This is a genomic window from Gemmatirosa kalamazoonensis (genome assembly GCF_000522985.1).
In the GTDB taxonomy this organism is placed as follows: Bacteria; Gemmatimonadota; Gemmatimonadetes; order Gemmatimonadales; family Gemmatimonadaceae; genus Gemmatirosa; species Gemmatirosa kalamazoonensis.
Genome location: NZ_CP007128.1, coordinates 163,143 through 189,511 on the forward strand (window position 1 = coordinate 163,143; position 26,369 = coordinate 189,511).

Genomic DNA, 26,369 nt, shown 5'->3' on the forward strand with positions numbered 1-26,369 from the left:
GTGGGGCCCCGCGCCTAACGAAGGTAGTCCGTGAGGCTGAGCCCCATGACGCGCGACGACGCCTGCATCGCCGCCTGGTAGGCGGTCTGGCGGGCGACCATCTCGGTGATCGCCTCCTCCATGTCCACCTCGGAGAGCGACGACTTCGTGCCCTGGAGGTTCTGCTCGTACGCGTCGAGGTGCGCCGCCATCGCGTCCAGGCGGTTCTGCCGCGCGCCGACGTCGCCGACGAGCGCCTGCACGGCGTTGAACGCGCCGTCGAGCTCCCCGAGCGAGGTGGTGACGGCCGAGCCGGAGTTCGCGGTGAGGCCGGCGTAGAGATCCTGCAGCGAGGAGAGCACGCCGGTCTGCAGGAAGACCGTGTCGCCGTCGTGCGCGCCGGTCATCGGCTGTCCGGACTCGGTCTCCATCGACCGCATCCCCTGCGGGATCCGCGGCGTCGCGGCGCCCGCCGGGATGGCGACGTAGTTCGGGGTCTGCGTCGTCTGGCTCGCGTCGAACGGCGCGACGTTCGTCGAGTTCATGCCGCCGAAGATGTAGCTGTCGCCGAACTTCGTGTTGCCGATCGACACGACCTGCCCAATGAGCTGCTGCACCTCCGCGGCGGCCGCGGCGCGCGTGGTCGCGTTCGCGTTCACGCCCTGCTGCGCGAAGGCGAGCTCCTTCGCCCGCATGAGGACGTCGCCGAGCTGCCCGAGCGCCGAATCCTCCGCCGTCACCTCGGCGCTCGCCCGCTGGACGTTCGTGCGGAACTGGCCGAGCGACCGGAGCGCGCTCGACGTCTGCATGATCGTCGCCGCGGCCGCGGGGTCGTCGGACATCTTCTGCACGCGCAGCCCGGTGGTCACGCGCTCCTGGGCCTCGGTGAGCCGGGCGCTGGCGCCCGTGAGCTGCGAGATGAGGCCGTGGGTGACGAGAGCGTTGGTGATGCGCATGCCGGGTGAGGGCAGGAGGACAGGAGGGCGCGAAGCGAGGGCAGGAGAACGCCTCCCATGCCCGCGAGTCTCGGCACGCCGCGCCGAGTCCCGTACCGGCCGGCGTGACGAAGCACACCGGCAATCGTTGCAAGGACGCAGCGGTACGCCGTTTCGTCACGGCAGGAATTGCCGCCCTGCCCTCCTGCCCTCGTGCCCTCCTGCCCTATCATTGAGTCATGGCGACCATCCTGTACGTCGACGACGAGCCGGCCGTGGGGCTGATCGTGGAGGAGACGCTGCGGCGCGCCGGGCACGAGACGCTCGGCGCCCGGCACGTGCCGGAGGCGCTGCACCTGCTCGAGCGCAACGCCGTCGACCTCATCGTCTCCGACTACCGGATGCCCGGCATCACGGGGCTCGAGTTCCTGTCGATGCTGCAGCGCGAGGGCTACGACGTCCCGGTCATCATGCTCACCGGGTACGCGTCGATCGAGCACGCGGTCGCGTCGATCAAGGCGGGGGCGATCGACTACATCACGAAGCCGGTGCGCCCCCAGCAGCTCGAGCTCGCGGTCGACCAGGCGCTGGAGTACGTGCGGCTGCGGCGCGAGAACGAGACGCTGAAGCGCGAGGTCATGGAGATCCGGAGCGAGCGCCAGATCGTCGGCGACTCCTCGGCGATCCGGAAGATCCTCCAGACCGTGAAGACGGCCGCGCCCACCCGCGCCCCCATCCTCCTCCAGGGGGAGAGCGGCGTCGGCAAGGAGCTGTTCGCGCGCGCGGTCCACGAGCAGAGCGACCGCCGCGACCGGCCGTTCATCGCGCTGAACTGCGCGGCCCTGCCCGAGGGGCTCATCGAGAGCGCCCTGTTCGGCCACGAGAAGGGCGCGTTCACCGGCGCCATCAAGCGCGTCGAGGGCGCGTTCGAGCGCGCCCACCGCGGCACGCTGCTGCTCGACGAGATCAGCGAGATGCGCCTGGACCTCCAGGCGAAGCTGCTGCGCGTGCTGCAGGAGCAGGAGTTCGAGCGCGTCGGCGGCACGGCGCCGATCAAGGTCGACGTGCGCATCATCGCGACGACGAACCGCGACCTCGCGGACGAGGTGCGCGGCGGGCGCTTCCGGCAGGACCTGTTCTACCGCCTGAGCGTGATCCCGATGCAGATCCCGGCGCTGCGCGAGCGGGCCGAGGACATTCCCCTGCTCGCCTACCGGTTCGCCATGCGGACGGCGGAGGAGATGGGGAAGAAGCTGGAGGGGATCGCCCCCGAGACGCTGGAGATGCTCCAGCGCTATCCGTGGCCGGGGAACGTGCGCGAGCTGCAGCACGTCGTGGAGCGGGCGGTGATCCTGACGCCGGACCCGGTGCTCCCGCCGCACGCGCTCGAGGCCGAGCGGTTCGGCCTGACCCACGCGATCGCCGGCGGCCGCGGCGCGGGGTCGGCCCCCTGGTCCCCGACGGCGCACCCCGCCGAGGGCAACGGCGGCCCGGCGGCGGACGATCCGATGCGGGTGGTGTTGACGTCGCTCGACGTGAACGACGCCGAGAAGGTGCTCATCGCGCGCGCCCTGCAGGTGGCGGACAACAACCGGACGCGGGCCGCGGAGCTGCTCGGCATGTCGGTGCGGACGCTGCGGAACAAGCTGAACAACCCCAGTGAGGCGGCGCCGTGACGGCGGCGCTGGAAACACGCGGGATCAGCGCCGCCGTATCAGCGCCGAGTCATCAGCGCCGCCCTTCCAGCGCCGCCGTCTCTTCGTAAGGCTCCATGTGCACGAGCACTCCCGCCACCGCGGGGATCGCCCGCCGGATGGCGCCCTTCACGCAGCCGCCGATGATGTGCGCGTCGTGCAGCGACGTCGACGGGTCGGCCTGGACGTGGATGTCGACGAAGTAGTGCATCCCTGCCTTGCGGACGACGAGCTTCTCCACGGCCAGCACGCCGGCCACGTCGCGCGCCGCGTCGGCCACGGGGCCGATGACGTCCGTGCCGGGCATGCGGTCCATGAGATCGTGCAGCGCGGGGCGGAACAGGTTCACGCCGTTGTAGAGGATGACGCCGGCGGCGAACAGCGCCGCCCAGTCGTCCGCCGCCGCCCAGCGCGCGCCGCCGCCGTTGCGGGCTCCGAGGATGGCCACGCTGATGCCGACGAACGCGGCCGCCGACGTGATGGCGTCGCTCAGGTGGTGTGACGCGTCCGCCTGTACCGCGGTGCTGCCGAGGTCCTCGCCGACCGCGTGCACTCGGCGCGCGAGCAGCCACTTCACGAGCATCACCACGACGAGCACGACGAGCGTCCACGGTGCGGGCACTTCGTGCGGGGAGCGGATCTGCTGCACGGCCTCGACGGCGATGCCGACCGCGGCCCCGACGAGCATCAGCGACACCGCCGCGCCGGCGAGCGCCTCCGCCTTTCCGTGGCCGTACGGGTGGTTCTCGTCGGCGGGCTGGGCGGCGATCGCGAGGCCGCCCCAGACGATGAGCGACGCCAGGATGTCTGCCATCGATTCCGCCGCGTCGGCGACGAGCGCGTAGGCATTGCCGATCAGGCCGGCGGCGAGCTTGATCGACGCGAGCACCGCGTTCGCGACGAGCCCGGCCTGTGTGGAGCGGATGCCGCGCCGGACGGGGTCGGCGCTCGAAGCGTGAGAGGGGGCGCTCATCGAGTCGGGCAATCTAAGCGACGCCCTCGGAACGACGCTTGCCCCTGCTACCGGATGATTATCGCACCCCGACTCAATCGACCTGGAGGATAGATCCGATGCTCCGTCCCCTCGCTTCCGGCCTGCTGAACCGCACCGCCCAGCGCCGCCTCGCCCGCTGGATCCCGAACCCGCTCCTCCGCGTCGTCGCCATCGCCGTCGCCGGCTACGCGATCGAGCAGCTCGTCATGCGCGGGACCCGGCGGATGCGCACCGCCTGACAGAATGTCGGGACTCGGGACTCGGGACTCGGGACTCGGGAGTCCGCAGCGCCGAGTCCCGAGTCCCGAGTCCCGAGTCCCGAGTCCCGAGTCCCGAGTCCCGAGTCCCGAGTCCCGACCACCCAGTCACGTACTACGCATGAACACCGCCCCCACCTCCTGCGCCCGCGCCGTCGCGTAGACGCCCGAGGGCTGGAGGATGACGCCGGGGATGAGGCCCGCGCGGAGCTCGGCCAGCACGTCGTCGGCCTTGAGCCCGCGCTGCTTGGCGATGGCGCGCGACGAGTTGGCGAGGGCGAGGTTGCACACAAGCACGATGCCGCCGGAGCGGATCACCCCTTCCACCGTGGGGTCCGTGCCCGGACCGAGCATGTCCTCGACGCCCGTCGGCTTGCCGACCGGGGTGCGCGCCCACGGGTTGCGTTCGGCCGGCTTCCTGGTGTCCGGGTCGTCGATCTTGCGCAGCGCGCCGATCGGGTACTTGGCCCACAGCGCGTCGTCCGCCGCGACGACCGCCGCAGCGTGGCGGAGGACCACCACCGGCACGACGTCGCGCGGCGCGGCACCCATCGCCTCGTAGCCGCGGCGGTAGATCCACGACTGCGTGAGCGCGAGCCCGTCGGTCGGATCGGGCCCGTCGAAGACGGCTTTGTGCTTCGCGGCGGCGACGCGGGCCGTCCACGCGTCGTCGAACGGGGCAGGCGCGGCGGCCCCCGCGGGCGCGGCGAGACCGGCGAGCGGCACCGCGGCGGCCGTCGCGGCGAGGGAGGCGAGGAAGTCGCGGCGGGAACGCGCGTGCGGCATGCGGGACGGGGTCAGGGACCGGACGGGGCGAGCAGCGGATACGGATCGATCGGCGTCCCGCCCCACCACTGCTTCGGGTCGGTGACGCGGGCGATCGCGAAATGGAGGTGCGGCGCGTCCGGCGACGCGTCGCCGGTGGAGCCGACGTAGGCGAGCACGTCGCCCTTCTTCACCGTCGCGCCCTCGGCCAGGCCGTCCCGGTAGTGGTCGAGGTGCGCGTAGTAGTACATGAAGCGGCCGTCGGGGCTCACGACGTACACCGTGAGCCCGCCGGCCTTGCTCGTGAACAGCTTCGCGACGCGCCCGTCGTCGGCCGACAGGACCGGCGTGCCGCGCGGCGCCATGATGTCGAGCGCCTGATGCGGCCGGCCGCCGCCCCGCTTCTCGGCGAAGTTGCTCCGCAGCGACGACGCGGCCACGCCCTGCACCGGCACGATGAGCCGCCGCGCGCGCAGCGCGTCGAGATCGGACGCCGCCGGCGGGGGCGGCGCGGAGTCGACGCGCACCGCGGCCGCCGAGTCGCCGCCGGCGCTCGGGTCGAGCGCCCAGAGCGAGTCGCGCGCGAGCCACACGGTGTCGACGCGGACCACCGTGTCGACGCGGACGACGGTGTCGCGCGCGGCGACCGAGGTGGTCGCCCCGGTGGAGCTGCCCGAGTGCCCGTCGCCGGGCCGGTACTCGACGCCGCACGCGGCCGTCGAGACCAGCAGCAGGAGGAGTCGTCGCATGGGTGAATCCTACTCGAACGGCGGCGCCGGCAAGACGGCGCTGGTGGGGCGGCGCTGAAAAAGCGGCTCCGACACTGCGAACGATCGCAGGTTCGGAGCCGCCGTTTCAGCGCCGTGGCATCAGCGCCGCGCCATCAGCGCCGGCTCACCAGATCTGCGCGCGCTTCTCCGCCGGCCGCACCATCGCGTCGCCGTCCTTGCAGCCCCACGCCGCCTTGAACTCCGGCATGTTGGACAGCGGGCCGTTCACGCGCCACACCCCCGGCGAGTGCACGTTCGTGAGCACGAGGTTGCGCGCCGCCTCGGGCCGCATCGTCTCGCGCCACACCTGCGCCCACCCGAGGAAGAAGCGCTGCTCGGGCGTGAAGCCGTCGATCTTCGTGCGCGGCTTGTTGCCCAACGCCTTCTCCATCGCCGCGTACGCGATCGTGAGGCCACCGAGGTCGCCGATGTTCTCACCGAGCGTGAGCTGCCCCTTCACGTGCGTGGCCGAGTCGACCACGGTGTAGCCGTCGAACTGCTCGACGACGCGCTGCGCCTGCGTCTTGTACTTCGCGGCGTCGTCCGCCGTCCACCAGTCGCGCAGGTTGCCCTCGGCGTCGAACTGGCGGCCCTGGTCGTCGAAGCCGTGCGACATCTCGTGGCCGATCACGGCGCCCATCGCCCCGTAGTTCACCGCGTCGTCGGCCTGCGGGTTGAAGAACGGGAACTGGAGGATGCCCGCGGGGAACACGATCTCGTTCCAGTCGGGGCGGTAGTACGCGTTCACCTCCGACGGGATCATCAGCCACTCGGTGCGGTCGATCGGCTTGTTCAGCTTCGCCCAGCTCCGCGCGCGCCCCCACTCCTGCACGCGCTGCAGGTTCGCGTAGTACGAGCCGTCGGCGATCTGGAGATCGGAGTAGTCCTTCCACTTGTCGGGGTAGCCGATCTTCTGCGTGAACGCGGCGAGCTTCGTGAGCGCCTGGCGCTTCGTCGCGTCGCTCATCCACGTGAGCCCCTCGATCCGCTCCTTCAGCGCGGCGCGGAGGTTGTTCACGATCGCGTTCGCGCGCGCCTTGTCCTGCTCCGTGAACGTGCGGCGCACGTACTCCTGGCCCACCGGATCCGAGAGCGCGGCGCTCGTCGCGCTCGTGCACCGCTTCCAGCGCGGCTGCATCTCCTTCGCGCCGGAGAACAGCTGCCCGAACTTGAAGTTCTCGTTCACGAACGCGGCGCTCAGCAGCCCCGCCGCGCCGTGCAGCGCGTGCGCGCGGAAGTAGGCGCGCCACGCATCGGCGGGCTCCTTCACGAGCAGCGAGTCGACCGCCTTGAAGTAGTCCGGCGTCATCACGTTGATGTCCGTGAACGCCGGCGCGCTCTGCGCCTTGAAGAACGCCGCCCAATCGATGTTCGGCGTCGTCTTCTGGAACTCGGCGAGCGTCGTCTTGTGGTAGACGGCGTTCGGGTCGCGCATCTGCACGCGCGACATCTGCGCGGCGGCGAGCTTCGTCTCGAGCGCGAGCACCTTCTGCGCGTCGGCCTGCGCGTCGGCGACCGGCATGCCGGCCATGGTGAACAGGTTCACCATGTGCTGCACGTACGCGTCGCGGAACTGCTTGAAGCGCGGGTTGTCGACGAGGTACACGTCGCGGTCGGGGAGCCCGAGGCCGCCCTGCGTGGCGATGACGATGAGCGCCTTCGAGTTCTTCGCGTCGGGGCCGGCGCCGGAGCCGAACGGCGCGAGCCCGGCGTCCGCCTCGAGCGAGGCGAGCGAGCGCTTCACGTCGTCGGTCGTCTTGATCGCGTCGATGCGCGTGAGCAGCGGCCGGACGGGATCGATGCCGAGGCGCTCGGCCGTCGCCGAGTCCATGCACGAGCGGTAGAACGCGCCGATCTTCTGCACGTTCGCCGCGGCGCCCTTCCGGTCGGCCACGGCCACCGGCTTCTGCGCCGCCGACTCCTCGACGATCTGCCGCAGGACGAGCTGGTTCTTGTCGGCCAGCATCTCGAAGCTGCCCCAGCGGGGGTACGCCGCCGGGATCTGCGCGGTCTTCAGCCAGCCGCCGTTCGCGAACTGGAAGAAGTCGGTGCACGCGGCGCAGGTCGTGTCCATGTTCGTGCGGTCGAGCGGCCGCGGGTTCGACGCGGTCTGCGCGCCGAGCGGCAGGGTGACGAGACCGGCGGCCGCGGCGAGCGCGGTGAAGCGGGAACGACGGAAGGACATCGGGGGGACTCTCCGAGGCGTGGCGACCGAGGGCGGCGCGCACGAGGTGGCGGGGCGCCACACCAGGGAGCGCGGTGGGGCGCGGAAGCGTCTACAGACTGGAAGCTAGTGGCCCAGGTCACACGATCGTCATCCGTTTACACGGTTTCTTTACGAATTCTGAACGGATGGCCAGCGGGGCGAGGCTCGGTGGCGCCCGACGAGGCGCCGCGTCGGAGCCGGGTTCCTCGAGTGTTGGACGCGGATTTCGCGGACACTACGGGATAGGAATGAGGCGTGAGCCTTCGGCCTCATTCCTATCCGGAAGTGTCCGCGTGATCCGCGTGATCCGCGTCCAAACCTCGCGGAGCGATGCGGAACCGTAGGTCCTGAACGGCGCGACGGACCCGGCAGGATCTGCCGCTCCGGACGAACCTGCCGGGCGGAGCCATCGTCGGCCGAATCGCTCAAGTCATTGCGCCACAACGCGATCGCCGGTTCGAGCGGTCGGGTCCGGCCGTTGCCTCGGGACGGTGCCGCACGGTCCCACCTCCTTCCCGCCTCTCCCGCCATGCTCTTCGGCTTCATCAACCGCGTGTCCAACGCCGGCTCGCTCCGTGAGGGGCTCGACGCCAGCGCGGCCCGCACGCGCGGCATCGCCGATCGGGTGGCGAAGGCCTCGCTCGGCAACGCCGACGGCTTCGCGCTCCCCGACCCCGCCGCGCCCGGTCAGGCCGCGCAGGGCGAGAAGGTCGACATCGAGGCGGAGATGATGAGCCTCGGCGACGAGCAGCTCCGCTACGAGACGACGGCGAAGCTGCTGGAGAAGACGTACGCGCAGCTGCGGACGTCGATCCGCGACCGCTGATCCGATAGCCGATGCCCGATTTCCCGAGCTCCCGCCCGATCGGCCTCCTGCCGGCGATCCTGCCGCAGTCGCCGGTCCGGCCGATGTTCCGCTCGCTCGCCCTCGCGGCGAGCGGCCTCTCCGCCCAGCGCCAGCGCATCGAGACGATCGCGAGCAACCTCGCGAACGCCGAGACGACGCGGACCGACGGCGGCGGGCCGTACAAGCGGAAGGTGACCGTGCTCCAGGCCGCGTCGGCGGACACGGACCGGTTCGGCGTGCCGCAGACCGCCGCCACGCTCGGCACGACGGCGCCGCCGAACGTGCCGCCGTTCGGGGTGCCGGCGTTCCAGGTCCCCGGCCTGTCGGTCGGTGGGCTCGGCGGGGACGATCCGCGGAACATCACCGTTCCGGCGCTTCCGAGCGACGACGGCCAGCACGGCGTGCGCGTCGCGCAGATCGCCGAGGACGCCTCCGAGGGCCCGCTCGTCTACGACCCCGGGCATCCCGACGCGGACGCGAACGGCTACGTGCGCTACCCGAACGTGCGCGTCTCGGACGAGATGGTCGATCTCCTCGACGCGAAGCGGATCTACGAGGCCAACGCGACGGTCTTCCAGTCGGCGAAGGCGATGCTCAAGTCGGCGATCTCGATCTGACCCCACCCATGTCCATCTACGGCGTCCAGAACAATCCCCTGCTCGGCAACCTCGGCCGCACGGCCGGCACGAGCCCCGCGCGCCCCGCCCAGAACGGCGGCGTGCAGCCCGGCCAGGTGCGGCCGGGCGCGGCCCGGCCCGCCGCGACTCCGGCCGCCCCGGCGCTGAAGCCGCAGCCGTCGCTCGCCGCGCCCGCCACGACGCTCGCCGCCGAGGCCCCGGCAGGGACCGACCCGGAGCTGTGGAGCGTGCTGACGAGCGACGAGCGGGCGTTCTTCGCGAAGGCCGCGCAGAGCGGGCCGCTGACCTACGGCCGAGTGGCGGCGCACATCAACCCGATGGCGCAGGCTGCCCCCGCCGTGCGCGGCGGGCGCCTCGACGTCCGCGCCTGAGCCGGAGCCCTTCGATGTCCGATCCGATCTCCGCCCTGTCCGGGCGCATGATGCAGCCGGGCGCGCTCGGCCCGACGCGTCCGCTCGACGGCGCCGGCATCCAGGTCCCGGTCGTCGGCCCCGGCTCGACCGAGGGCCCGTCGTTCGGCGACACGCTGAAGCGGTTCGTCGGCGACGTCTCGGCGCAGCAGGACGCCGCGGCCGACCTCCAGGGACGGTTCGTGCGCGGCGAGAACGTCGAGATCCACCAGGTCATGGCGGCGACGGAGGAAGCGAGCCTGTCGCTCGACCTCATGGTGGAGCTGCGGAACAAGATGACCGAGGCGTACCGCACGCTGGTGAGCATGCAGAGCTGACGGCCGGGTCAGGAACGGGAGATGGGGTCGGCGTCGATACGAGCGGTCAATCGACTCCGACCCCATTTGCGCGAGCGGCACTTCCGGCCGCTCCGGAGTCGGCAACAATTGCCGCCTGGCACATTCGCCCGCTCCGCCCGGCAGCGCCATCTTCCTCACAAGTCCCGCTCCGGCAGCGACTTAGCCGAAGAGACCTGAACGGTACGGGCCGTGCCTCTGAGGGGTCCGCTTCGAAGTCCCGCCCCGCTTTCCGCGTCTCCCCCTCCTCGACGTGGCACTCTCCCCAGCTTTCCAGCCCCTGCTCGATCGCGTCGGCGGCCCCCGTCGCGCGGCGATCCTGCTCGTCGGCCTGCTCGCCGCCGGTCTCGTGTTCGGGATCTCGCGCTGGGCGACCGCGCCGACGTGGGTGCCTGCGTTCGCGAACGTGCCGCTCGAGAAGGCCGACAAGCTGACGCAGAAGCTCACCGAGGTCGGCATCGAGTACCGCCTCGAGAAGGGCGGCACGGAGCTGCAGGTGAAGGCCGAGGACGTCGCCCGCGCCCGCGTCGCGATCGCGAGCGGCGGCGAGCTGCCGAACGCGGGACGCCCCGGGCTGGAGCTGTTCGACCAGCCGTCGTGGGGGATGACCGACTTCACGCAGCGCATCAACTACCGGCGCGCGCTCGAGGGGGAGCTGGAGCGCACGATCAGCAAGATGCGCGGGATCGAGCTCGCCCAGGTCCACATCGCGATGCAGGAAGGCACCGTCTTCCGCGCGTCCGACCGGCCGATCGAGGCGAGCGTGGTGCTGAAGCTCCAGAACGGCGAGACGCCGCCGAACGACGTCGTGCAGGGGATCGCGCACCTCGTCGCGGCGTCGGTGGACGGGCTGCGGAGCGAGCACGTGACGATCGTGGACGACGGTGGGCGCATGCTCACGCTCGACAACGAGGCCGGATCGCTCGCCGGCCTCACGAGCCAGCAGCTCGCCGTGCAGCGCGAGGTCGAGAGCTACCTGGAGAAGAAGGCGCAGGCGATCGTCGGCGAGATCGTCGGCCCGAAGAACGCGCGCGTGCAGGTCTCCGCGGTCGTGAACTTCGACCGCGTCGAGCGCACGACGCAGGCGGTGGATCCGGACAAGCAGGTCGTGTCCACCGAGCAGAAGGCGGAGGTCACGCCGGGCGCGCAGGGCGGCTCGGCGTCGAGCAACACCGCGACGAGCTACGAGACGACGCGGAGCACCGAGACGTTCAGCGGCGCGATCGGCAACGTGAGGCGTCTGACCGTCGCGGTGCTCGTGAACGATCGGCTCGTCCCCGGCCCGAAGCCGACGTCGCTGCCGCGGACGGGGCCTGAGCTCGCGCGCATCGACACGCTCGTGCGCAACGCGGTCGGCCTCGACTCGGCGCGCGGCGACAAGCTCTCGGTCGTGAACACGGCGTTCGACGGCACGATGGCGCCGATGGCCCCGATGGCGGAGCAGCGCACGGACCTGCTGTCGCGCGTCGGCGAGATGCAGCGGCCCGTCGTCACGGCCGCCGCGCTGCTCGGCGTGCTGCTCGTCGCGGTGCTCACGCTGCGCGCGCTGCGGCCGACGAAGGTGACCGAGCTGGCGGCGGGCGAGAGCGTCCCTGCCCTCGCCGCGGGCGCCGGTGGGCCGATGCTGGAGGGTGCCGGGCACGGTGCCGGATACGGCGCCGGGTACGGCGCCGGGCACGGCGCCGCGCCGGGCGAGCTGTACGACCCGTCGACGGGCCGGCCGCTCATCGAGGGCGGCGAGCACCAGACGGTCTACATCACCGGCGGCGCCAACACGAACGAGCCGATGGTGCTGCACGAGGTGCCGAACCCGGTGCGCGACCAGGCGCTCGCGATCATCGACCAGCGCCCCGAGGCGGCGACGCGCGTCGTCCGCTCGTGGTTGAAGCAGGACTGACCGACTCATGACGACCGCCGTCGCCCACACGAAGCCCACGACCGTCCACGGTCGTCTCATCAGCGGCCGCCAGAAGATCGCCATCGTCTGCATGGCGGTCGGCGCCGAGGCCGCCGCGAAGCTCACGTCGGGGCTGAGCCCCGACGAGGCCGAGCTGGTCACGTACGAGATCGCGCGGATGGATCGCGTCGCCCCCGAGACGATGGAGGCGGTGCTCACCGAGTGGCTCGAGTCCACGTTGGGCGTCGCGTCGCTCACGACGGGCGGTCTCGAGTACGCGAAGGAGGTGCTGGAGAAGGCCTACGGCCGCCAGCGCGCCGACTCGATCATGCGCCGCATCTCGTCGCAGATCGCCGACACCGCGGGGCTGCACCGCCTGCGCAAGGCCGATCCGCAGCAGCTCGCGACGACGCTGCGCGGCGAGCATCCGCAGACCGCGGCGCTCGTGCTCGCGCACCTCGACACGCAGCACACCGCGGCGATCCTGCGCGAGCTGCCGACGTCGTTCGGCGGCGAGGTGATCTTCCGCATGGCGCGCATGGAGAAGGTCGCGCCGGAGATGCTGCAGCTCATCGAACGCGCGCTGTCGAGCGAGGCGGACCTCAACTTCTCGCAGGGCATGAGCGCCGCCGGTGGTCCGGCCGCCGTGGCGAACGTGCTGAACCTCGTGAGCGGCACGCTGGAGAAGGAGCTGCTCGAGGGCGTGAGCGAGCGCGACGCGTCGCTCTGCGAGCAAATCAAGAACCTCATGTTCGTCTTCGAGGACCTCGCGGGGCTCGACGACAAGTCGCTGCAGCGCCTGCTGCGCGAGATCGAGGCGAAGCAGCTCGCGCTCGCGCTGAAGGCGGCGAGCGACGACCTGCGCGACAAGATCATGAGCGCGATGTCGCAGCGCGCGGTCGGTGCGCTGAAGGAAGAGATGGAGTTCATGGGCCCCGTGAAGATGCGCGACGTCGAGGCGGCGCAGGCGGTGATCGTGACGCAGGTGCGCAAGCTCGAGGAGTCGGGCGAGATCGTGCTGACCTCGGGGAATGGCGACGATGTTCTCGTCTGATCGCGGCCGCGCGGCGGCCTGGATGCCGGAGCAGATCCCGGTGGAGGCGTTCGAGCTCCCCGAGCTCGAGATGCCGGAGCTGGAGCCGACCTACGACGCCGACACCCCGGTCACCGCGCGGGATCTCGAGGACGCGGTGCGCGCGGCGCTCGCGCGGCGCGAGGAGGAGGCGCTCGTCGAGCGCGAGCAGCTGCAGGCGGACGCGTACGCGGCCGGCGTGGCGCAGGGACGCGCGGAGGCTCAGGAAGCCGGACGCCTCGCGCTCGCGAGCGCGCTGGAGGCGCTGTGGCTCGCCGCCGAAGCGGTGCGCGAGGGCGAGGCGCGGTGGTTAGGCACGCTGCAGGACAACGTCGCGGCGCTCGCCTCGGCCGCCGCGCGCGTCGTCGTCGGGCGCGAGGTGCGCGACGACGACGGGCTGGTGCGCGATCTCGCGGCGCGGGCCACGGCGGAGTTCCCGCAGGACCAGTCGCTGCAGGTGCGCGTGCATCCGTCGGACCTCGACACGCTGAAGTCGACGCTCACCGAGTCGCGGCGCGCCGGCGAGGTGCGGTGGATCCCCGACCCGCGCGTGGAGCGCGGCGGCGTGGTGGTGGAAGGGCGCGAGCGCATCGTGGACGGGCGCGTGGACACGGCGCTCGAGCGCGTGTACCGCCGGCTGAGCGGCCACCATGCCTAACGCGAATCGGTCCGCGCGCACGGCGCGCCTCACCCCGCCCGGCGGCATCCTCACGGTGTCGCCCGGCGAGGATCCGACCACGGCGCTCCTCGGCCTGCTCGACGACTGTCCGCGCTTCGGCACGTACGGCAAGGTGACGCGCGTCGTCGGCCTCGTGATCGAGGCCGCGGGGCTCGACGTCGGGCTCGGGGAGCTGTGCCGCATCACGTCGCTCGCCGGCGACCAGTCGGTGCTGGCCGAGGTCGTGGGCTTCCACGAGCGCGGCGTGCTGCTCATGCCGCTCGGGGAGATGGACGGGCTGCACCCCGGCAGCTCGGTGCTGCCGTTAGGCCGCTCGTTCGGGGTCGACGTCGGTCCGGGGCTGCTCGGCCGCATCCTGAACGGCCTCGGCCACCCGATCGACGGCAAGGGGAAGCTCGACGTGGAGGAGCGCGTGCCGCTCGCCGCCGAGCCCCCGAATCCGCTCGTGCGCGAGATGGTGAGCGAGCCGATGGAGACGGGCGTGCGCGCGATCGACGGCACGCTGACGTTCGGGCGCGGCCAGCGCGTCGGCATCTTCGCCGGCTCGGGCGTCGGCAAGAGCACGCTGCTGGGCATGATCGCCCGCCAGGCGCGCGCCGACGTGAACGTGATCGCGCTGCTCGGCGAGCGTGGCCGCGAGGTGCGCGAGTTCATCGAGCACTCGTTAGGCCCGGAGGGGCTCGCCCGCTCGGTGCTCGTCGTCGCCACCGGCGACCAGGCGGCGCTCGTGCGGGCCCGCGGCGCGCTCGTCGCCACGGCGATCGCCGAGTACTTCCGCGACCAGGGGAAGCAGGTGCTGCTCATGGTCGACTCGGTGACGCGCGTCGCGATGGCGTGGCGCGAGATCGGCCTCGCCGTCGGCGAGCCGCCGACGACGAAGGGTTATCCGCCGTCGGTGTTCGCCGCCCTGCCCCGGCTCCTGGAGCGCGCGGGCAACGGTGAGCGCGGCGGGATCACCGGCATCTACACCGTCCTCGTGGACGGCGACGACTTCAACGAGCCCGTGGCCGACGCCGCGCGCTCGATCCTCGACGGCCACGTCGTGCTCACGCGCAAGCTCGCCGCCGCGGGCCACTTTCCCGCGATCGACGTGCTCGACTCGAAGAGCCGCGTGCGCGACCAGATCATCACCCCCGAGCACAAGGGCGCGGCGAACGCGCTGCTGAAGCTCGAGGCGGCGTATCGCGAGAAGGAGGACCTCATCCTCGTCGGCGCGTACCAGCGCGGGAGCGACCCGATGGTCGACGCGTCGATCGCGCTGCGCGAGCAGGCGCTCGGCTTCCTGCAGCAGCGCCCCGACGAGGCGAGCAAGTACGACATGACGCGCGCGACGCTCGCGCACCTCGGCAAGCAGATCGCCGCGCAGTCGCGGCGGGGAGCCTAACGGGTGTTCCGGTTCCGACTGCAGCGCGTGCTCGACCTGCGCGAGCGCAAGGAGCGCGACGCCGCCACGGCGCTCGTCGCCGCGGAGGAGATCGCGGCGGCCGCGCGCGCCGAGCAGGAGCGGCTGGAGGCCGCGCGCGCCGCGCTCGCCCGACAGGCGGCGCCCACCGAGGTGGCGGAGACGGGAGAGTTGAGCGTGGGCGCGCTGCGCACGCTGCAGTTCCTGCTCGGGCGGCTCGACGAGCGCGTCGAGGAAGCGGCGTCGGCGACGACGTCGGCGGAGGACGTCGTGGCGCAGCGGCAGGACGACCTGCGCGCCGCGTACCGCGACCGCCGCACGCTCGATCGACTGCGCGAGCGCGCCCAGGAGACCTGGCGGGCCGGCGAGAGCGCCGCCGACCGCCAGCGCATGGACGAGATCGCGCTCACGCGCTTCACACAGGCGTACACCGCGCACGGCGGCGCCGGACAGCAGTCCCCCACCGATTCGGACGAGTCGTAAGCCATGGGCATGGTGCGTTTGATGATGCCGTTCCTCGTCGGGCTGCTGCTCGGCGTCAGCGGCACGACGGCGATGAAGATCCAGCAAGCGAAGAGCGCCGCGCCGCTGGTCGGCGTGATGCCGACGCGCGCGCCGGCGAAGGCCGCGCCCGCGCACCCGGCGGCGCCGGAAGGCGGCGAGCACGCCGCGGCCGACTCGTCGAGCGTGCCCGCGACCGCGCCGGTCGACAGCGCGGCGCACGACGGCGCGGCGCACGACAGCGCGGCGCACGACAGCGCGCGGGCGCCGGCTCCGGAGAGGACGGCGGGGCCGGTGACGATCGGGACGGTGCCGCGACGCCCGGTGGACCGGCCGCGCACGACGGCGCCGGCGACGCACGCGCCCATCACGCCCACGCAGGTCGCGTCGAACGAGACGCCGGCTCCGGCGAGCGGCACGGTGCCGGCCGCGGTGCCTAACGAGCCGTCGAGCGGGACGCCGAACACCGCGTCGCCCGCCCCGCGCAGCACGCCGCCGGCGCGGACGCCGAAGGAGCCCGCGCACCGCGCCTCCGCGCGCGCGGACTCGGCGGCGGTGATGGTGCGGTCGCCGAAGCCGCTGGTGGAGACGCGGATCGCGTCGGCCACGGCGGCGGCGCGCGCCGACGGACCGCCGGAGCGCCGCCTCGCGAAGGTGTTCGGCAACATGGCGGCGAAGGAGGCCGCGCGGGTGCTCGAGCAGATGGAGGATCGCGACGTGCAGACCATTCTCGCCCTGCTCGCCGACCGCCAGGCGGCGGCGATCCTCGCCGCGCTTCCCGCGCCGCGCGCCGCGGCGCTCGGCAAGCTGGCGCTCCGTACCCCGACCGCGGGAGGCCGCTGATGCAGGTCACGAGTGCGGGGCTGCTCGACACGCTGAGCGGCGCGTCGACGGGCAGCCGGACGCCTAACGATCACACGTCGCCCGCCGACTCGCCGGCGTTCGCGTCCATGCTGACGGCGGCGATGACGCCGCCGCCGCGCCCCGAGCCGCCGCCCCGTCAGGAGCCGGCCGCCGAGTCGCTCGGCGATCGCGACGAGGGGACGTCGGAGGAGACGGGCGCCGAGGGCACGTCGACGCGCGGCACGACGGCGCGCGCCGACCGGACCGACCGGACCGACCGGACCGACGACGTGGACGCGCGGCGCCAGGTCGGGCGGCACGAGGCGCGCGACGTGGCAGGCGAGGACGCGCACGGCGACGCGGGCACGCGCGACGACGACGAGACGCGGCGAGCGGCGCGACGACCGCCGCGGGGGCCCCCCCCCGAGAGCACGATGCCGCTGCCGCCGCCGACGCGACGAACCATTCCGACGCCGCCGATGCCACGAGCGCGGCACGCGGCCGACGCCACGAGCGCGGCGCGCGCGGCGCGCACGACGCGAAGGATGCCGACGGCACCGAGGGCGCCGCGGGCGCCGACGCGACGAACGGCGCGGCCGCGACGGACGTGACGCAGATCGCGCGCGCGCTCGATGGCGTCGACCCCGAGCTCCGCGCGCGGCTGGAGCGCGTCGTGGAGCGCATGCGCGACGAGACGGGCCACGACGTGCAGGCGGTCGAGAGCACGCGCACGCAGGAGCGGCAGGACTTCCTGTACGCGCAGGGCCGCACGCGCGACGGCGACGTCGTGACGTGGACGCGCCACTCGCGCCACACCGCCGGCGAGGCGGTGGACGTCACCGTGGACGGCGGGTGGAGCGACCGCGCGGGGTTCGAGGCGCTGCAGCGTGTGGCGCGCGAGGAGGGGCTGCGCACGCTCGGCATGCGCGACCCCGGCCACCTCGAGATGCCTCGCAGCGCGCACCCGTCGGCGGAGCAGGTCGCGGGCGCGCAGGTCGCGGGCGCGCAGGCAGCGGTGGAGTCGACGGTCGACACGGCCGCGACGATCGACGGCGCGCGTCACGCATTCGTGCAGGCGGCGCACGCCGCGCTCGCCGCGCAGCGGCAGGGCGACGCGTCGCGTGGCTCCGACGGCGGCGATCGGCGCGGCGGCTCGCGGCAGGCACCGCGCGACACGAGCGCCGTCACGGCGGGGTCGCGCCGCGCGGGCGAGCCGGCGGGCGACAGCGCGGCGAGCGCGTTAGGCAGCGGCACGGGCGCGACGACGTTCGCCGACGTGTCCGCCCGCGTGGCGGCCCCCGCCCCAGCGGCGGGCGTCGATGCCGCGATGCGCGTGGCGCAGCTGCTCGACGCGCGCGAGGCGGCGCCGGCGCAGCCGATGTCGTCGATCACGCTGCGGCTCGAGAACCTCGCCGGCGGCATCGATCGCATCCGCGTCGGGCTGCGCGGTCTCGAGGTCGGCGCGTCGATCGACCTCGCGGACCACGCTGCGGCGGAGCGGATGCGCGCGAGCGTGAACGAGCTGCGCGGCGCGCTCGACCGGCACGGCCTGACGACGGACACGGTGCAGATCTCGAGCGTCGGGCGCGGCGCCGAGGCGATCGACGCCGGACGGCTCGTCGCCGCGGCGGCCGGCACGTCGGGCGCGGAGCGCTCCGGCGCGGGCGGCTCGTCGTCGCAAGGCTCGCAGCAGGGCGCGCAGCAGCAGGGCCGCGACGCGCAAGGGCGCGACGCGCAGGCGCGCGACGCCCAGCAGCGCGACGCGAACGATCAGCGCCGGCAGCGGCGCGACGCCGACAGCCCGGACGACACCGATCCGCGCGGCGGGCGCCGCCCGCGACGCGACGGCCGTTAGGCATCGGTTAGGCATCCGTCAGGCATCACCCTTCCCCGACCCCCATGGCCACCGGAATCTCCGCCGCGGCGCCGAGCACGGCGACGCAGAGCACGACGACGCAGCCCGACAGCCTGACGCGCGGCCCCGGCGGCGCGCTCGGCAAGGACCAGTTCCTCCAGCTGCTCGTCGCGCAGATGAAGAACCAGGACCCGATGAACCCGATGGACAGCAGCCAGATGGCGGCCCAGCTCGCGCAGTTCTCGAGCGTCGAGCAGCTCACGCAGATCAACGAGACGCTGTCCACGCAGTCGACTGGCCAGACGGGGCTCGCGACGCTGCTCGCGAACAACGGCGCGCTCGGCGCGGTCGGCAAGTCGGTCGTCGTCGCGGCGGACTCGGTCGACACGACGAAGGGCGCGCCGGCGTCGGTGCTCGCCGACGTGCCCGCGGGCGCGACGCACGCGACGCTGAAGGTCTACGCGTCGGACGGCACCGAGGTGGCGTCGCAGGACCTCGGCGCGGTGAGCGCGGGGCGCCACGCCTTCACCGTCGGCTCGTCGGCGAAGTCGCTCGCCGGCGGTACGTACAAGTACGTCGTGGAGACCGACGCGGGCACGAACGAGACCAACGCCGCGCCGACGTACGTCAGCGGCAAGATCGACGGCGTGCGCTTCTCGTCGCACGGCCCCGTGGTGTCGATCGGCGGGGTGGAAGTGCCGTACATGTCGGTTACCGAGATCACGGGCTGATCGTTCATCTGACAGCTGCGTGGCTGCGTGCTGCGTGGCTGCGTAAGGACACTCACGCTACACGCAGCTACGCAGCCACGCAGCACGGCTGCCTAACCCGCATCCCTTTCATCGATGCTTCGTTCCCTCTTCGCCGGCGTGTCGGGCCTCCGGAACCATCAGGTCCGCATGGATGTTATCGGCAACAACATCGCAAACGTTAACACCGTCGCCTTCAAGGCCGGACGCGTGACGTTCAAGGAAGGCTTCGCGCAGCTGCTGCAGGGTGCGAGCCGTCCGCCCGGAGACCAGGGCGGCATCAACCCGATCCAGGTCGGGCTGGGCATGCAGATCGGCTCCATCGACCAGCTCTTCACGCAGGGCAACATCGAGACGACGGGGCAGACGACCGACCTCGCGCTGCAGGGCGACTCGTTCTTCGTCGTGCGCAAGGGGAACCAGAGCTTCTACACGCGCTCCGGCAACTTCCAGCTCGACGCCGACGGCCGCATGGTCTCGCCGACGAACGGCTTCGTCGTGCAGGGCAAGGTGTACCAGAACGGCGTGCTGCAGGACGGCATCCAGGACATCAAGCTCCCGTTCGGCCAGAAGGTCGCCGCGAAGGTGACGTCGACGATGAAGCTCGCGGGCAACCTGAGTGCGGCCGCGCCGGTGTTCGACACGAGCGATCCGGACGGCGCCGGGCCGCAGCAGAGCGGCTTCAACGCCGGCACCCGCGGCGAGGCCCGCAACGCCGGCGCGTTCAGCGAGACGTCGATCTCGATCTTCGACTCGCAGGGCACGAAGCACGACGTGAAGATCCAGTTCTACAAGACCGCGGCGAACACGTGGAACTGGCAGATCGACCCGACGGCGAGCACCGTGACGTCGACGCAGACCGTCGCCAGCGGCAAGGTCACCCTGCCCCGCGCGGACGCGAACTCGGTCGTCGCGCGCGTCGTCACGGCGAGCGGCACCGTGGTGGACCCGCAGTACATCAGCGGCCCCGACGCGTCGGGCGCCGTCACGATCGATCCGCAGTCGGGCGTCAGCGACGGCGACGCGGTGTCGGTGGACTACTTCATCCCGCCGGCGGCGACCGGCAACGGCATCAACAGCGGCACGCTCGTCTTCGACACGCAGGGCAACCTCGATCCCACGCAGTCGGACCAGATCAACGTCCAGTTCGGCGTCCTCGGCGCCGACGACGTGAACGTGAGCGTCGACTACGGCAGCGGCACGCTCGGGCTCACGCAGTACGCCACGTCGTCGACCGCGGTGCTGCGCGACCAGGACGGCTACACCGCCGGTACGCTCCAGAACTTCTCGATCGATCGCTACGGCACGATCACCGGCTTCTTCACGAACGGCACGACGTCGCCGCTCGGCAAGATCGTCCTCGCCGACTTCAACAACCCGTCCGGTCTCCTCCGCACGGGCGACAACATGTACCAGGAGTCGGCCAACTCCGGCGCCGGGGTCCTCGGCTTCGCGCTCGAGGGGTCGCAGTCGCAGATCACCTCCGGCGCGCTCGAGATGTCGAACGTCGACCTCGCGCAGGAGTTCACGAACATGATCGTCGCCCAGCGCGGCTTCCAGGCGAACGGCAAGGTGGTCTCGTCGAGCGACGAGATGCTGCAGGAGCTGCTGCAGATCAAGCGGTAAGCCGAGCGTAGAGCGTAGAGCGATGAGCGTGGAGCGTAGCGCGTAGAGCGCGCGGCAACTCTTACCGGGCGTCGGGCGGCAATCCTTGCCGCTCGGCGCTTTCGTTCATCCGGCCACGTCCCGGGCCGGCGACCGGCGTTCGACTTGAACTCGTTGCTGGGTAAATACTTACGCTCCACGCGCCACGCTCCACGCTCATCGCGCCCCCTGGCACCGGCCCTGCTTTTCCCTCGCCCCGGAAAAGCACGTCCCCCGCCTCTCCCCTCCCGCCCAGAAATGTCCGCCGACGCTCAGACGCCGCCGGCCGCCGATTCGTCGCCGAGCAAGATGAAGGCGATGATGCCGTTCGCCCTCGCCCTCGTGCTCGGCCTCGCGGTCGGCGGCGCGTCGGGCGTGTTCGTCGTGGGCCCCGCGATGGCGAAGGGGATCAGCCCCGCCGCCTCCGCCGCGCGCCCTGCCCGCGGAACCGACGCCACGGCGTCCGCCGAGGACGCGTCGGCCGAAGGCGGCGACGGCGAGGCGAAGCCGGGCGAGAGCACGAACCAGGTCTACACGCTCGACAACCTCGTGCTGAACCCCGCCGAGTCGGGGGGCACGCGCTTCCTGCTGCTCTCCGTCGCGTTCGAGACGACGAGCGCCGCGCTGCTCGAGGACATGAAGACGCGCGACGCCGAGCTGCGCGACGCGGTGCTCGTGACGTTAGGCGCGAAGACCGTCGAGCAGCTCGCCGACATGCGGCTCCGCGAGCAGATCAAGGCCGAGCTGACCGTCGCCGCGCGCAAGCTGTTCAAGAAGAAGGCGACGCTGCGCATCTACTTCCCGCAGTTCGTCATCCAGTAAGAGCCGCCCGTGTCGACCGAGACGCTTTCCCAGTACGACATCGACCGACTGCTCGGCGGCGCCGGCAACCTCACCGCGCCGATGCCGGCGACGGTGACGGCCGGCGGCAAGACCGTGTCGTCCGACGAGACGGAGGTGCAGACGTACGACTTCCGGCGCCCGCACCGCGTCTCGAAGGAGCGACTGCGCACGCTGGAGGCGATGTACGAGCGGATGGTGAAGTCGCTCGAAGGGTGGCTCATCGGCCGCGTGCGCGGTCAGATCGAGATGCGCCTGCAGAGCGTCGAGCAGTTCAGCTTCGGCGAGTTCACGCTGTCGCTGCCGACGCCGTGCGCGACGTACATCTTCGACGTGCAGAACACCGGTGGCGCGCAGGGCGCGATCGACATCGGCCACGAGTTCGGCTTCTTCACCGTCGACCGCTTCTTCGGCGGCGGCGGCGCGGCGACGATCCCGAACCGCGCGTTCTCGCCGGTCGAGCGCATGACGCTGCGCATCGTGGCCGAGCGCGCGGTCGCGCTGCTGACGGAGATCTGGCAGGACCACGTGCCGCTCGAGCTGCAGATCACCGGCTTCGAGTCGAGCCCCGAAATCCTGCAGATCGCCAACCGCGAAGATCCGGTGCTCGTCGCGAACGTCGAGGTGGTGGCGGGTCAGACGAGCTCTCTGCTGCTGATCTGCCTGCCCTTCTCGGTGCTCGAGAAGTTCTTCCAGGGGAGCGGCAACAAGCGCGTCGGCCAGGCGGGCGGCACGGAGCAGGAGCGCGAGGAGGCGCGCCTGCGCACGGAGGCCGCGCTGCGCGCGACGCCGGTGACGGTCTCGGCGCGTCTGCCGCGCTTCCAGATGTCGCTGCGCGAGCTGAGCGCGCTCGCGCCCGGCCAGGTGGTCGCGACGGGCATCCCGCGCGACGCCGAGCTCTCGGTGACGGTGGGCGGGCGCACGCGATTCCGCGGCAGCGCGGGCCGCGTCGGCCGCAAGCTCGCCGTGCGCCTGCTCGACCAGATCGCCCCGCCCGAGAATCTGAACGACGACGACACCGAATAGCGCCTTCCGCTCCCCGCTCCCACCTGTCCCGAGTATGAATCCCGCAGAAATCGACGCGCTGGTCGCGAGCGTGCAGGCCGCGAAGGCGACCGGCCAGCCGGTGCCGACGTCGGACGACGCCGACGGCACGTACAGCCCCGCATCGGATTTCGGCGCCGACTTCGGTGCCGCGCTCGGCGGCTCGACGGAAGTGCCGCTCGGCATGCTGCTCGACCTGTCGCTGCCGGTGTCGATCGAGCTCGGTCGCACGAGCATGACGGTGCAGGAGATCCTGCGCCTCGGCCGCGGCGCGGTCATCCAGCTCGACCGCCTCGCCGGCGAGCCGATCGACATCTACGTCGGCGATCGCAAGTTCGCGGAGGGCGAGGTCGTGGTGCTCGGCGAGCACTTCGGCGTGCGCATCAGCCGCATCTTCGCGGCGACCGGCGCCGTGCCCGCGTCCGCCGCCTGACCGCCGGACCACTCCGATGACCGCGAGCGCCACCCTCGGCGTCTTCGTCGCGTTAGGCGCCGTCCTCACGCTGCTCCTCGTCGCGCTGCGGCTGCTGAAGCGATTCAGCCCCACGCTCGGCGGCGCGCGGAACCGCCTCCCGATGGAGGTGGTGCAGCGGCTGCCGCTCGGCCCGAAGCAGTCGATCGTCGTCGTGCGCGTCGGCGAGAAGGTGCTGACGATGGCGGTGAGCGACGGCGGCATCCGGCAGCTCGTGGAGCTGGACGGCGACGACCGCGCCGCGGTGCTCGCGTCGTCGTCGACGCCGGTGCCGTTCGAGAGCTCGCGCTCGGCGTCGTCGGGCGTGGTCGCGGCGCTCACGGCGCATCCGGAGCTGCTCGGCCTCCCCGGCGCGGCATGGCTGCGCACGACGCTGGCCCGCCGTGCCGCGGCCGCGCGGTCGGCGCCTGACGCGTCGGCCGACGGCGTCGGCGAGGCGTCGGGGGCCGGGTCGGCCACCGGGTCGGCCGGCGCAGCCGACGACGCGGCGCCGTCGTGGCTCGCGGCGATCTCGACGCCCCCGGGGGGCGTGTCGCGGATCATGCTCGACGTCTCGGCGCCCGCGGCTCCGGCGCGCGCCGCGTCTCCGGCCGGCGCCGACGCGTTCCGCTCGATGCTCGGCATGGCGCTCTCCTCGGCCACGAAGCTCGCGCTCGTCGGCGCGGTGCTCGGCGCGCTCGCCTGGACGCCGTCGCGCGCCGCCGCGCAGGCGCGTCCCGACAGCGCTGCGCCCAACACGCCTAACGCGCCTAACGTCACCGCCGCACCCGCTCCCGCCGCACCCGCTTCCGCCGCTACGGCTCTTCCAGTCCTTCCCGCCGCGACCCGGGCGGCCCTGTACCAGAACGCGCTGCGCCAGGCCGCTCCCGCGCGGCTCGGTCGCGGACGCGACACGCAGGCGCCGGCGGGGCCCGGCGGCCAGCGCACCGGCCCCGCGCCGATGGCGCCGGGTGCGTCGGCGCCCCGTGGCGCGCCGGCGAGCGCGGACACGATGATCGCCCGCCTCGCCCCACAGCTCGATCTGCGCGTCGCCGGCGGCAAGGGCGACGGCCTGCGGCTGAGCGGCACGGTCGGCATCGTCGTCATGATGGGCGTGCTCACGCTGCTGCCGACGCTCGTGCTCATGATGACGGGCTTCACGCGCATCCTCATCGTGCTGCACTTCCTGAAGCAGGCCCTCGGCACGCAGAACGCGCCGCCGAATCACCTCGTCGCCGCGCTCGCGCTGCTGCTCACGGGGTTCGTCATGGGCCCCACGCTCTCCACGGTGAACCAGACCGCGCTGCAGCCGTGGCTCGCCGGGAAGATCGAGCAGGCCGAGATGATGCAGGTCGGCGTGCGGCCGTTCCGCGAGTTCATGCTGCGGCAGACGCGCGAGCGCGACCTGCAGACGTTCGTCGAGATGAGCCACGTGGAGCAGGCGCCGAAGACGGTCGAGGAGGTGCCGCTCGTCGTCGTCATGTCGGCGTTCGTCACGAGCGAGCTGCGCACCGCGTTCCAGCTCGGCTTCGCGCTCTTCCTGCCGTTCATCATCATCGACCTCGTCGTGAGCTCGGTGCTCATGAGCATGGGCATGATGATGCTGCCGCCGGCGATGATCGCCCTGCCGTGCAAGCTGCTGCTGTTCGTGCTCGTCGACGGCTGGACGCTCGTCATCCAGAGCGTGGTGCAGTCGTTCAAGTGACGGCGACCTGACGACGGCGACCCTCGCACGGTCGCCGTCAGAGCCCAGCCGCCAGCTCCAGCGCCTCGACGAGCCCCAGCTCGTCCACGTGCCTGACGACGGTGCGCGCGACGGCCAGCGCCTCGGGCTCGGCGTTCCCCATCGCGACGGGAAAGCCGACGGCCTGCATCGCGGCCGCGTCGTTCGCCCCGTCGCCGACCATCATCGTGCGCGCGACGGGCACGCCGTACGCCGCCGCCACGAGCCGCACGGCGTGCGCCTTGTCGACGCCCTCGGCGGTGATGTTCACGAACATGGTGTCGGGCATCACCGGCGACACCGACGGCGAGTAGTGCAGCCCCGCGTGCGGCTCCGCGACGACGGCGTCGGCCTCCTCGCGCGACACGAGCCACTGCGCGCGCACGGCGGGCGCGCGGAGCGATGCGAACGGGCGCGGGACGAACGGGATGCCCAGCAACCCCGCGTGACGCCGCGCGCGGTCGGCGTCGCGCTCCACGGCGACCTCCTCGTCGGTGTAGAGCTCGAGCACGCGTCCGGTCTCGTCGGCGCGGCGCACGAGCCACGCGACGAGCTCCGGCGAGAGGCCGTGCGAGCGCGACTCGCCGGGGTGGCCGTTCGACGCGAAGCGCATCACGCTCGCGCCGTTCTGGAACACGTGCCAGCCGTCGGGATCGAGCCGCTCGGCGAACCCGCGCGTCTTGCCGAACCCGGGGCGGCCGGAGCAGAGCGCGAGGCGGATGCCTGACGCGCGCGCCCGCTCGACGGCGGTCCACACGGCGGGGAGCACGTCGCCGGAGGTGCCGACGAGCGTGCCGTCGACGTCGACGAAGACGAGAGGGATCACGGCGTCACGGCCGGAGCTCGAACGTGAACGGCTGCCGCACGAGCTGCTTCACCGGGCAGCCGCCGACGGTCGCCGGCAGGAACTCCATGTGCTGCAACGCGTCGTACACCGAGCGCACGAACGGCTCGCTCGTGTAGCGCAGCACGCGCAGCGTCGAGGGCACGAGCCGTCCGTGCTCGTCGATGACGAACTCGAGATGCACGGCCCCCTGGACGCCGGCCGCCTTCTCCGCCAGCGGGTAGCGCGGGCCCTGGTTGCCCGGCCGCGGCAGCACCCACGTCGCGTCCCGGAACAGCGGCAGCGTGAGCAGGGCGACGTCGCGCGTCGCGCGGTCGATCGGCGGCTTCGTGGTGTCGGGCGGCTCGCGCGTGGTGAGCGACACGAAGACGGTCGCCCGCTCCGGCACCTCCGCCGGCGTCGGTACCAGCGCGTCCGCGGAGTCGGCAGCGTGCACCGCGGCGAGCAGCGCCGCGTCGGCGGCGTCGGCGAGCGACCGCGTCACGAGATCGACGTCGGTGACGTGTCCGTCGCGGCGCATCGTGACGCGCACCTCGTCGCGCAGCACGGGGCGCGTGAACGACTCCCGCTCCCCCATCACCGTGCCCGCGCCGTCGAACACCGGCATGTCCAGCGGCTGCGCGATGCGTAGCCGAGTCGCGACCGCATCGAGCACGAAGTCGATCCACGGGTGCGGCAGCACGGCCAGCCCGTTCCCCCCGCGCGCGACCAGCCGCAGCGTGTCCACGACCGTCGCCACGGGGGTGCGGAGCGCGGCCGAGTCGCACGCGGCCGGCGGCGCGGCGAGCGTCGTGAGGAGCGCGAGCGAGACGAGAGGGAGAGGCGGCATCGACAGGTTCAACGGCGGCGAACGGGCAACCTAGCCGCCCCACGCGGACGCCGGCACCGCCCCGGAAGGCGGAAGATTGCGCCGCCAGCCACCCGGCAAGAACTGCCGTCCGGCACGATCGCCGTCCCCCGACCCCGCGTGACGCGAATCACGAAGTCTCGCTCCG

General features: G+C 72.4%; 27 protein-coding genes. 20 read left to right on the forward strand and 7 right to left on the reverse strand.

What is annotated here, in order from left to right; genetic code table 11:
- Positions 1–14 precede the first annotated feature (14 nt).
- The gene (locus tag J421_RS00865) at positions 15–935 is read right to left on the reverse strand and encodes a flagellin N-terminal helical domain-containing protein (protein WP_025409268.1); all 921 of its coding nucleotides are present in this window, start codon (positions 933–935) and stop codon (positions 15–17) included.
- Between the two features lie 218 nt (positions 936–1,153).
- Between J421_RS00865 and J421_RS00870 the strand changes: the two genes are divergently transcribed.
- On the forward strand, positions 1,154–2,590 hold the full coding sequence (locus J421_RS00870) for a sigma-54-dependent transcriptional regulator (protein WP_025409269.1): 1,437 nt from the start codon (positions 1,154–1,156) through the stop codon (positions 2,588–2,590).
- 52 nt (positions 2,591–2,642) lie between these two features.
- Here the strand turns inward: J421_RS00870 and J421_RS00875 are convergent, their stop codons facing one another.
- Entirely contained in the window at positions 2,643–3,581 is a 939-nt protein-coding gene (locus J421_RS00875; protein ID WP_025409270.1) for a cation diffusion facilitator family transporter, read from the reverse strand.
- Between the two features lie 98 nt (positions 3,582–3,679).
- Here J421_RS00875 and J421_RS32505 point away from each other — a divergent pair, with 98 nt between their 5' ends.
- Positions 3,680–3,841, forward strand: a complete 162-nt coding sequence (locus tag J421_RS32505) for a hypothetical protein (RefSeq protein WP_158508619.1) — start codon at positions 3,680–3,682, stop codon at positions 3,839–3,841.
- Between the two features lie 126 nt (positions 3,842–3,967).
- On the opposite strand, the gene J421_RS00885 is transcribed toward J421_RS32505, so the two are convergent.
- The 3 genes from J421_RS00885 to J421_RS00895 form a co-directional block, all read right to left on the reverse strand.
- Entirely contained in the window at positions 3,968–4,645 is a 678-nt protein-coding gene (locus J421_RS00885) for a hypothetical protein (RefSeq protein WP_025409271.1), read from the reverse strand.
- An 11-nt stretch (positions 4,646–4,656) separates the two neighbouring features.
- Entirely contained in the window at positions 4,657–5,373 is a 717-nt protein-coding gene (locus J421_RS00890; protein WP_025409272.1) for a M23 family metallopeptidase, read from the reverse strand.
- A 145-nt stretch (positions 5,374–5,518) separates the two neighbouring features.
- Positions 5,519–7,579, reverse strand: a complete 2,061-nt coding sequence (locus J421_RS00895) for a M13 family metallopeptidase (RefSeq protein ID WP_025409273.1) — start codon at positions 7,577–7,579, stop codon at positions 5,519–5,521.
- Between the two features lie 550 nt (positions 7,580–8,129).
- Here J421_RS00895 and J421_RS00900 point away from each other — a divergent pair.
- From J421_RS00900 to fliP, 18 genes are all read left to right on the forward strand, one after another.
- On the forward strand, positions 8,130–8,426 hold the full coding sequence (locus tag J421_RS00900) for a hypothetical protein (RefSeq protein WP_025409274.1): 297 nt from the start codon (positions 8,130–8,132) through the stop codon (positions 8,424–8,426).
- Positions 8,427–8,437: 11 nt separating this feature from the next.
- Positions 8,438–9,064, forward strand: a complete 627-nt coding sequence (gene flgC / locus J421_RS00905) for a flagellar basal body rod protein FlgC (protein ID WP_025409275.1) — start codon at positions 8,438–8,440, stop codon at positions 9,062–9,064.
- A gap of 8 nt (positions 9,065–9,072) precedes the next feature.
- The gene (locus J421_RS00910; protein ID WP_025409276.1) at positions 9,073–9,456 is read left to right on the forward strand and encodes a hypothetical protein; all 384 of its coding nucleotides are present in this window, start codon (positions 9,073–9,075) and stop codon (positions 9,454–9,456) included.
- A gap of 14 nt (positions 9,457–9,470) precedes the next feature.
- Positions 9,471–9,812, forward strand: coding sequence for a flagellar hook-basal body complex protein FliE (fliE, locus tag J421_RS00915; protein ID WP_025409277.1), 342 nt, complete (start codon positions 9,471–9,473; stop codon positions 9,810–9,812).
- A gap of 271 nt (positions 9,813–10,083) precedes the next feature.
- Positions 10,084–11,727, forward strand: coding sequence for a flagellar basal-body MS-ring/collar protein FliF (gene fliF, locus J421_RS00920; protein ID WP_025409278.1), 1,644 nt, complete (start codon positions 10,084–10,086; stop codon positions 11,725–11,727).
- Positions 11,728–11,734: 7 nt separating this feature from the next.
- Positions 11,735–12,781 (forward strand): flagellar motor switch protein FliG, encoded by a 1,047-nt coding sequence (fliG, locus tag J421_RS00925; RefSeq protein ID WP_025409279.1) that lies wholly within the window; start codon positions 11,735–11,737, stop codon positions 12,779–12,781.
- Positions 12,768–13,457, forward strand: coding sequence for a FliH/SctL family protein (locus tag J421_RS00930; protein ID WP_148306085.1), 690 nt, complete (start codon positions 12,768–12,770; stop codon positions 13,455–13,457). The genes fliG and J421_RS00930 overlap by 14 nt, the downstream gene beginning before the upstream one ends.
- Positions 13,450–14,862 carry a FliI/YscN family ATPase gene (locus tag J421_RS00935; protein WP_025409281.1) on the forward strand — a complete coding sequence of 471 codons (1,413 nt, stop codon included), beginning with the start codon at positions 13,450–13,452 and terminating at the stop codon, positions 14,860–14,862. The genes J421_RS00930 and J421_RS00935 overlap by 8 nt, the downstream gene beginning before the upstream one ends.
- Positions 14,863–14,865: 3 nt before the next feature.
- A complete protein-coding gene (gene fliJ / locus J421_RS00940; protein ID WP_025409282.1) occupies positions 14,866–15,363 on the forward strand; it encodes a flagellar export protein FliJ in 498 nt (165 codons plus the stop codon).
- Between the two features lie 3 nt (positions 15,364–15,366).
- Entirely contained in the window at positions 15,367–16,224 is an 858-nt protein-coding gene (locus J421_RS00945) for a magnesium transporter MgtE N-terminal domain-containing protein (RefSeq protein ID WP_148306086.1), read from the forward strand.
- A complete protein-coding gene (locus J421_RS00950) occupies positions 16,224–16,835 on the forward strand; it encodes a hypothetical protein (RefSeq protein WP_025409284.1) in 612 nt (203 codons plus the stop codon). Before J421_RS00945 ends, J421_RS00950 begins: the two co-directional genes overlap by 1 nt.
- Entirely contained in the window at positions 16,832–18,079 is a 1,248-nt protein-coding gene (locus J421_RS00955; RefSeq protein WP_025409285.1) for a M15 family metallopeptidase, read from the forward strand. The genes J421_RS00950 and J421_RS00955 overlap by 4 nt, the downstream gene beginning before the upstream one ends.
- Positions 18,080–18,123: 44 nt before the next feature.
- Positions 18,124–18,810, forward strand: coding sequence for a flagellar hook assembly protein FlgD (locus J421_RS00960; RefSeq protein ID WP_025409286.1), 687 nt, complete (start codon positions 18,124–18,126; stop codon positions 18,808–18,810).
- 114 nt (positions 18,811–18,924) lie between these two features.
- The gene (locus J421_RS00965) at positions 18,925–20,454 is read left to right on the forward strand and encodes a flagellar hook protein FlgE (RefSeq protein ID WP_104022097.1); all 1,530 of its coding nucleotides are present in this window, start codon (positions 18,925–18,927) and stop codon (positions 20,452–20,454) included.
- Positions 20,455–20,730: 276 nt separating this feature from the next.
- On the forward strand, positions 20,731–21,294 hold the full coding sequence (locus J421_RS00970) for a flagellar basal body-associated FliL family protein (RefSeq protein ID WP_025409288.1): 564 nt from the start codon (positions 20,731–20,733) through the stop codon (positions 21,292–21,294).
- 9 nt (positions 21,295–21,303) lie between these two features.
- Positions 21,304–22,338 (forward strand): flagellar motor switch protein FliM, encoded by a 1,035-nt coding sequence (locus J421_RS00975; RefSeq protein WP_025409289.1) that lies wholly within the window; start codon positions 21,304–21,306, stop codon positions 22,336–22,338.
- Positions 22,339–22,372: 34 nt separating this feature from the next.
- The gene (gene fliN, locus J421_RS00980) at positions 22,373–22,789 is read left to right on the forward strand and encodes a flagellar motor switch protein FliN (RefSeq protein ID WP_025409290.1); all 417 of its coding nucleotides are present in this window, start codon (positions 22,373–22,375) and stop codon (positions 22,787–22,789) included.
- 16 nt (positions 22,790–22,805) lie between these two features.
- Positions 22,806–24,512 (forward strand): flagellar type III secretion system pore protein FliP, encoded by a 1,707-nt coding sequence (gene fliP / locus J421_RS00985; protein WP_025409291.1) that lies wholly within the window; start codon positions 22,806–22,808, stop codon positions 24,510–24,512.
- A gap of 37 nt (positions 24,513–24,549) precedes the next feature.
- On the opposite strand, the gene J421_RS00990 is transcribed toward fliP, so the two are convergent.
- Together J421_RS00990 and J421_RS00995 are read right to left on the reverse strand one after the other, a co-directional pair.
- Complete coding sequence (locus J421_RS00990) at positions 24,550–25,356, reverse strand: Cof-type HAD-IIB family hydrolase (RefSeq protein WP_025409292.1); 807 nt, start codon at positions 25,354–25,356, stop codon at positions 24,550–24,552.
- A 4-nt stretch (positions 25,357–25,360) separates the two neighbouring features.
- On the reverse strand, positions 25,361–26,203 hold the full coding sequence (locus J421_RS00995) for an energy transducer TonB (protein ID WP_025409293.1): 843 nt from the start codon (positions 26,201–26,203) through the stop codon (positions 25,361–25,363).
- Positions 26,204–26,369: the final 166 nt, after the last annotated feature.

What these genes read in the sequence shown, in the direction of transcription:
- J421_RS00865 (WP_025409268.1), bottom strand. Translation starts at nt 935, where the DNA reads ATGCGCATCACCAACGCTCTCGTCACCCACGGCCTCATCTCGCAGCTC.
- J421_RS00870 (WP_025409269.1), top strand. Translation starts at nt 1,154, where the DNA reads ATGGCGACCATCCTGTACGTCGACGACGAGCCGGCCGTGGGGCTGATC.
- J421_RS00875 (WP_025409270.1), bottom strand. Translation starts at nt 3,581, where the DNA reads ATGAGCGCCCCCTCTCACGCTTCGAGCGCCGACCCCGTCCGGCGCGGC.
- J421_RS32505 (WP_158508619.1), top strand. Translation starts at nt 3,680, where the DNA reads ATGCTCCGTCCCCTCGCTTCCGGCCTGCTGAACCGCACCGCCCAGCGC.
- J421_RS00885 (WP_025409271.1), bottom strand. Translation starts at nt 4,645, where the DNA reads ATGCCGCACGCGCGTTCCCGCCGCGACTTCCTCGCCTCCCTCGCCGCG.
- J421_RS00890 (WP_025409272.1), bottom strand. Translation starts at nt 5,373, where the DNA reads ATGCGACGACTCCTCCTGCTGCTGGTCTCGACGGCCGCGTGCGGCGTC.
- J421_RS00895 (WP_025409273.1), bottom strand. Translation starts at nt 7,579, where the DNA reads ATGTCCTTCCGTCGTTCCCGCTTCACCGCGCTCGCCGCGGCCGCCGGT.
- J421_RS00900 (WP_025409274.1), top strand. Translation starts at nt 8,130, where the DNA reads ATGCTCTTCGGCTTCATCAACCGCGTGTCCAACGCCGGCTCGCTCCGT.
- flgC (WP_025409275.1), top strand. Translation starts at nt 8,438, where the DNA reads ATGCCCGATTTCCCGAGCTCCCGCCCGATCGGCCTCCTGCCGGCGATC.
- J421_RS00910 (WP_025409276.1), top strand. Translation starts at nt 9,073, where the DNA reads ATGTCCATCTACGGCGTCCAGAACAATCCCCTGCTCGGCAACCTCGGC.
- fliE (WP_025409277.1), top strand. Translation starts at nt 9,471, where the DNA reads ATGTCCGATCCGATCTCCGCCCTGTCCGGGCGCATGATGCAGCCGGGC.
- fliG (WP_025409279.1), top strand. Translation starts at nt 11,735, where the DNA reads ATGACGACCGCCGTCGCCCACACGAAGCCCACGACCGTCCACGGTCGT.
- J421_RS00930 (WP_148306085.1), top strand. Translation starts at nt 12,768, where the DNA reads ATGTTCTCGTCTGATCGCGGCCGCGCGGCGGCCTGGATGCCGGAGCAG.
- J421_RS00935 (WP_025409281.1), top strand. Translation starts at nt 13,450, where the DNA reads ATGCCTAACGCGAATCGGTCCGCGCGCACGGCGCGCCTCACCCCGCCC.
- J421_RS00945 (WP_148306086.1), top strand. Translation starts at nt 15,367, where the DNA reads ATGGGCATGGTGCGTTTGATGATGCCGTTCCTCGTCGGGCTGCTGCTC.
- J421_RS00950 (WP_025409284.1), top strand. Translation starts at nt 16,224, where the DNA reads ATGCAGGTCACGAGTGCGGGGCTGCTCGACACGCTGAGCGGCGCGTCG.
- J421_RS00960 (WP_025409286.1), top strand. Translation starts at nt 18,124, where the DNA reads ATGGCCACCGGAATCTCCGCCGCGGCGCCGAGCACGGCGACGCAGAGC.
- J421_RS00965 (WP_104022097.1), top strand. Translation starts at nt 18,925, where the DNA reads ATGCTTCGTTCCCTCTTCGCCGGCGTGTCGGGCCTCCGGAACCATCAG.
- J421_RS00970 (WP_025409288.1), top strand. Translation starts at nt 20,731, where the DNA reads ATGTCCGCCGACGCTCAGACGCCGCCGGCCGCCGATTCGTCGCCGAGC.
- fliN (WP_025409290.1), top strand. Translation starts at nt 22,373, where the DNA reads ATGAATCCCGCAGAAATCGACGCGCTGGTCGCGAGCGTGCAGGCCGCG.
- fliP (WP_025409291.1), top strand. Translation starts at nt 22,806, where the DNA reads ATGACCGCGAGCGCCACCCTCGGCGTCTTCGTCGCGTTAGGCGCCGTC.
- J421_RS00995 (WP_025409293.1), bottom strand. Translation starts at nt 26,203, where the DNA reads ATGCCGCCTCTCCCTCTCGTCTCGCTCGCGCTCCTCACGACGCTCGCC.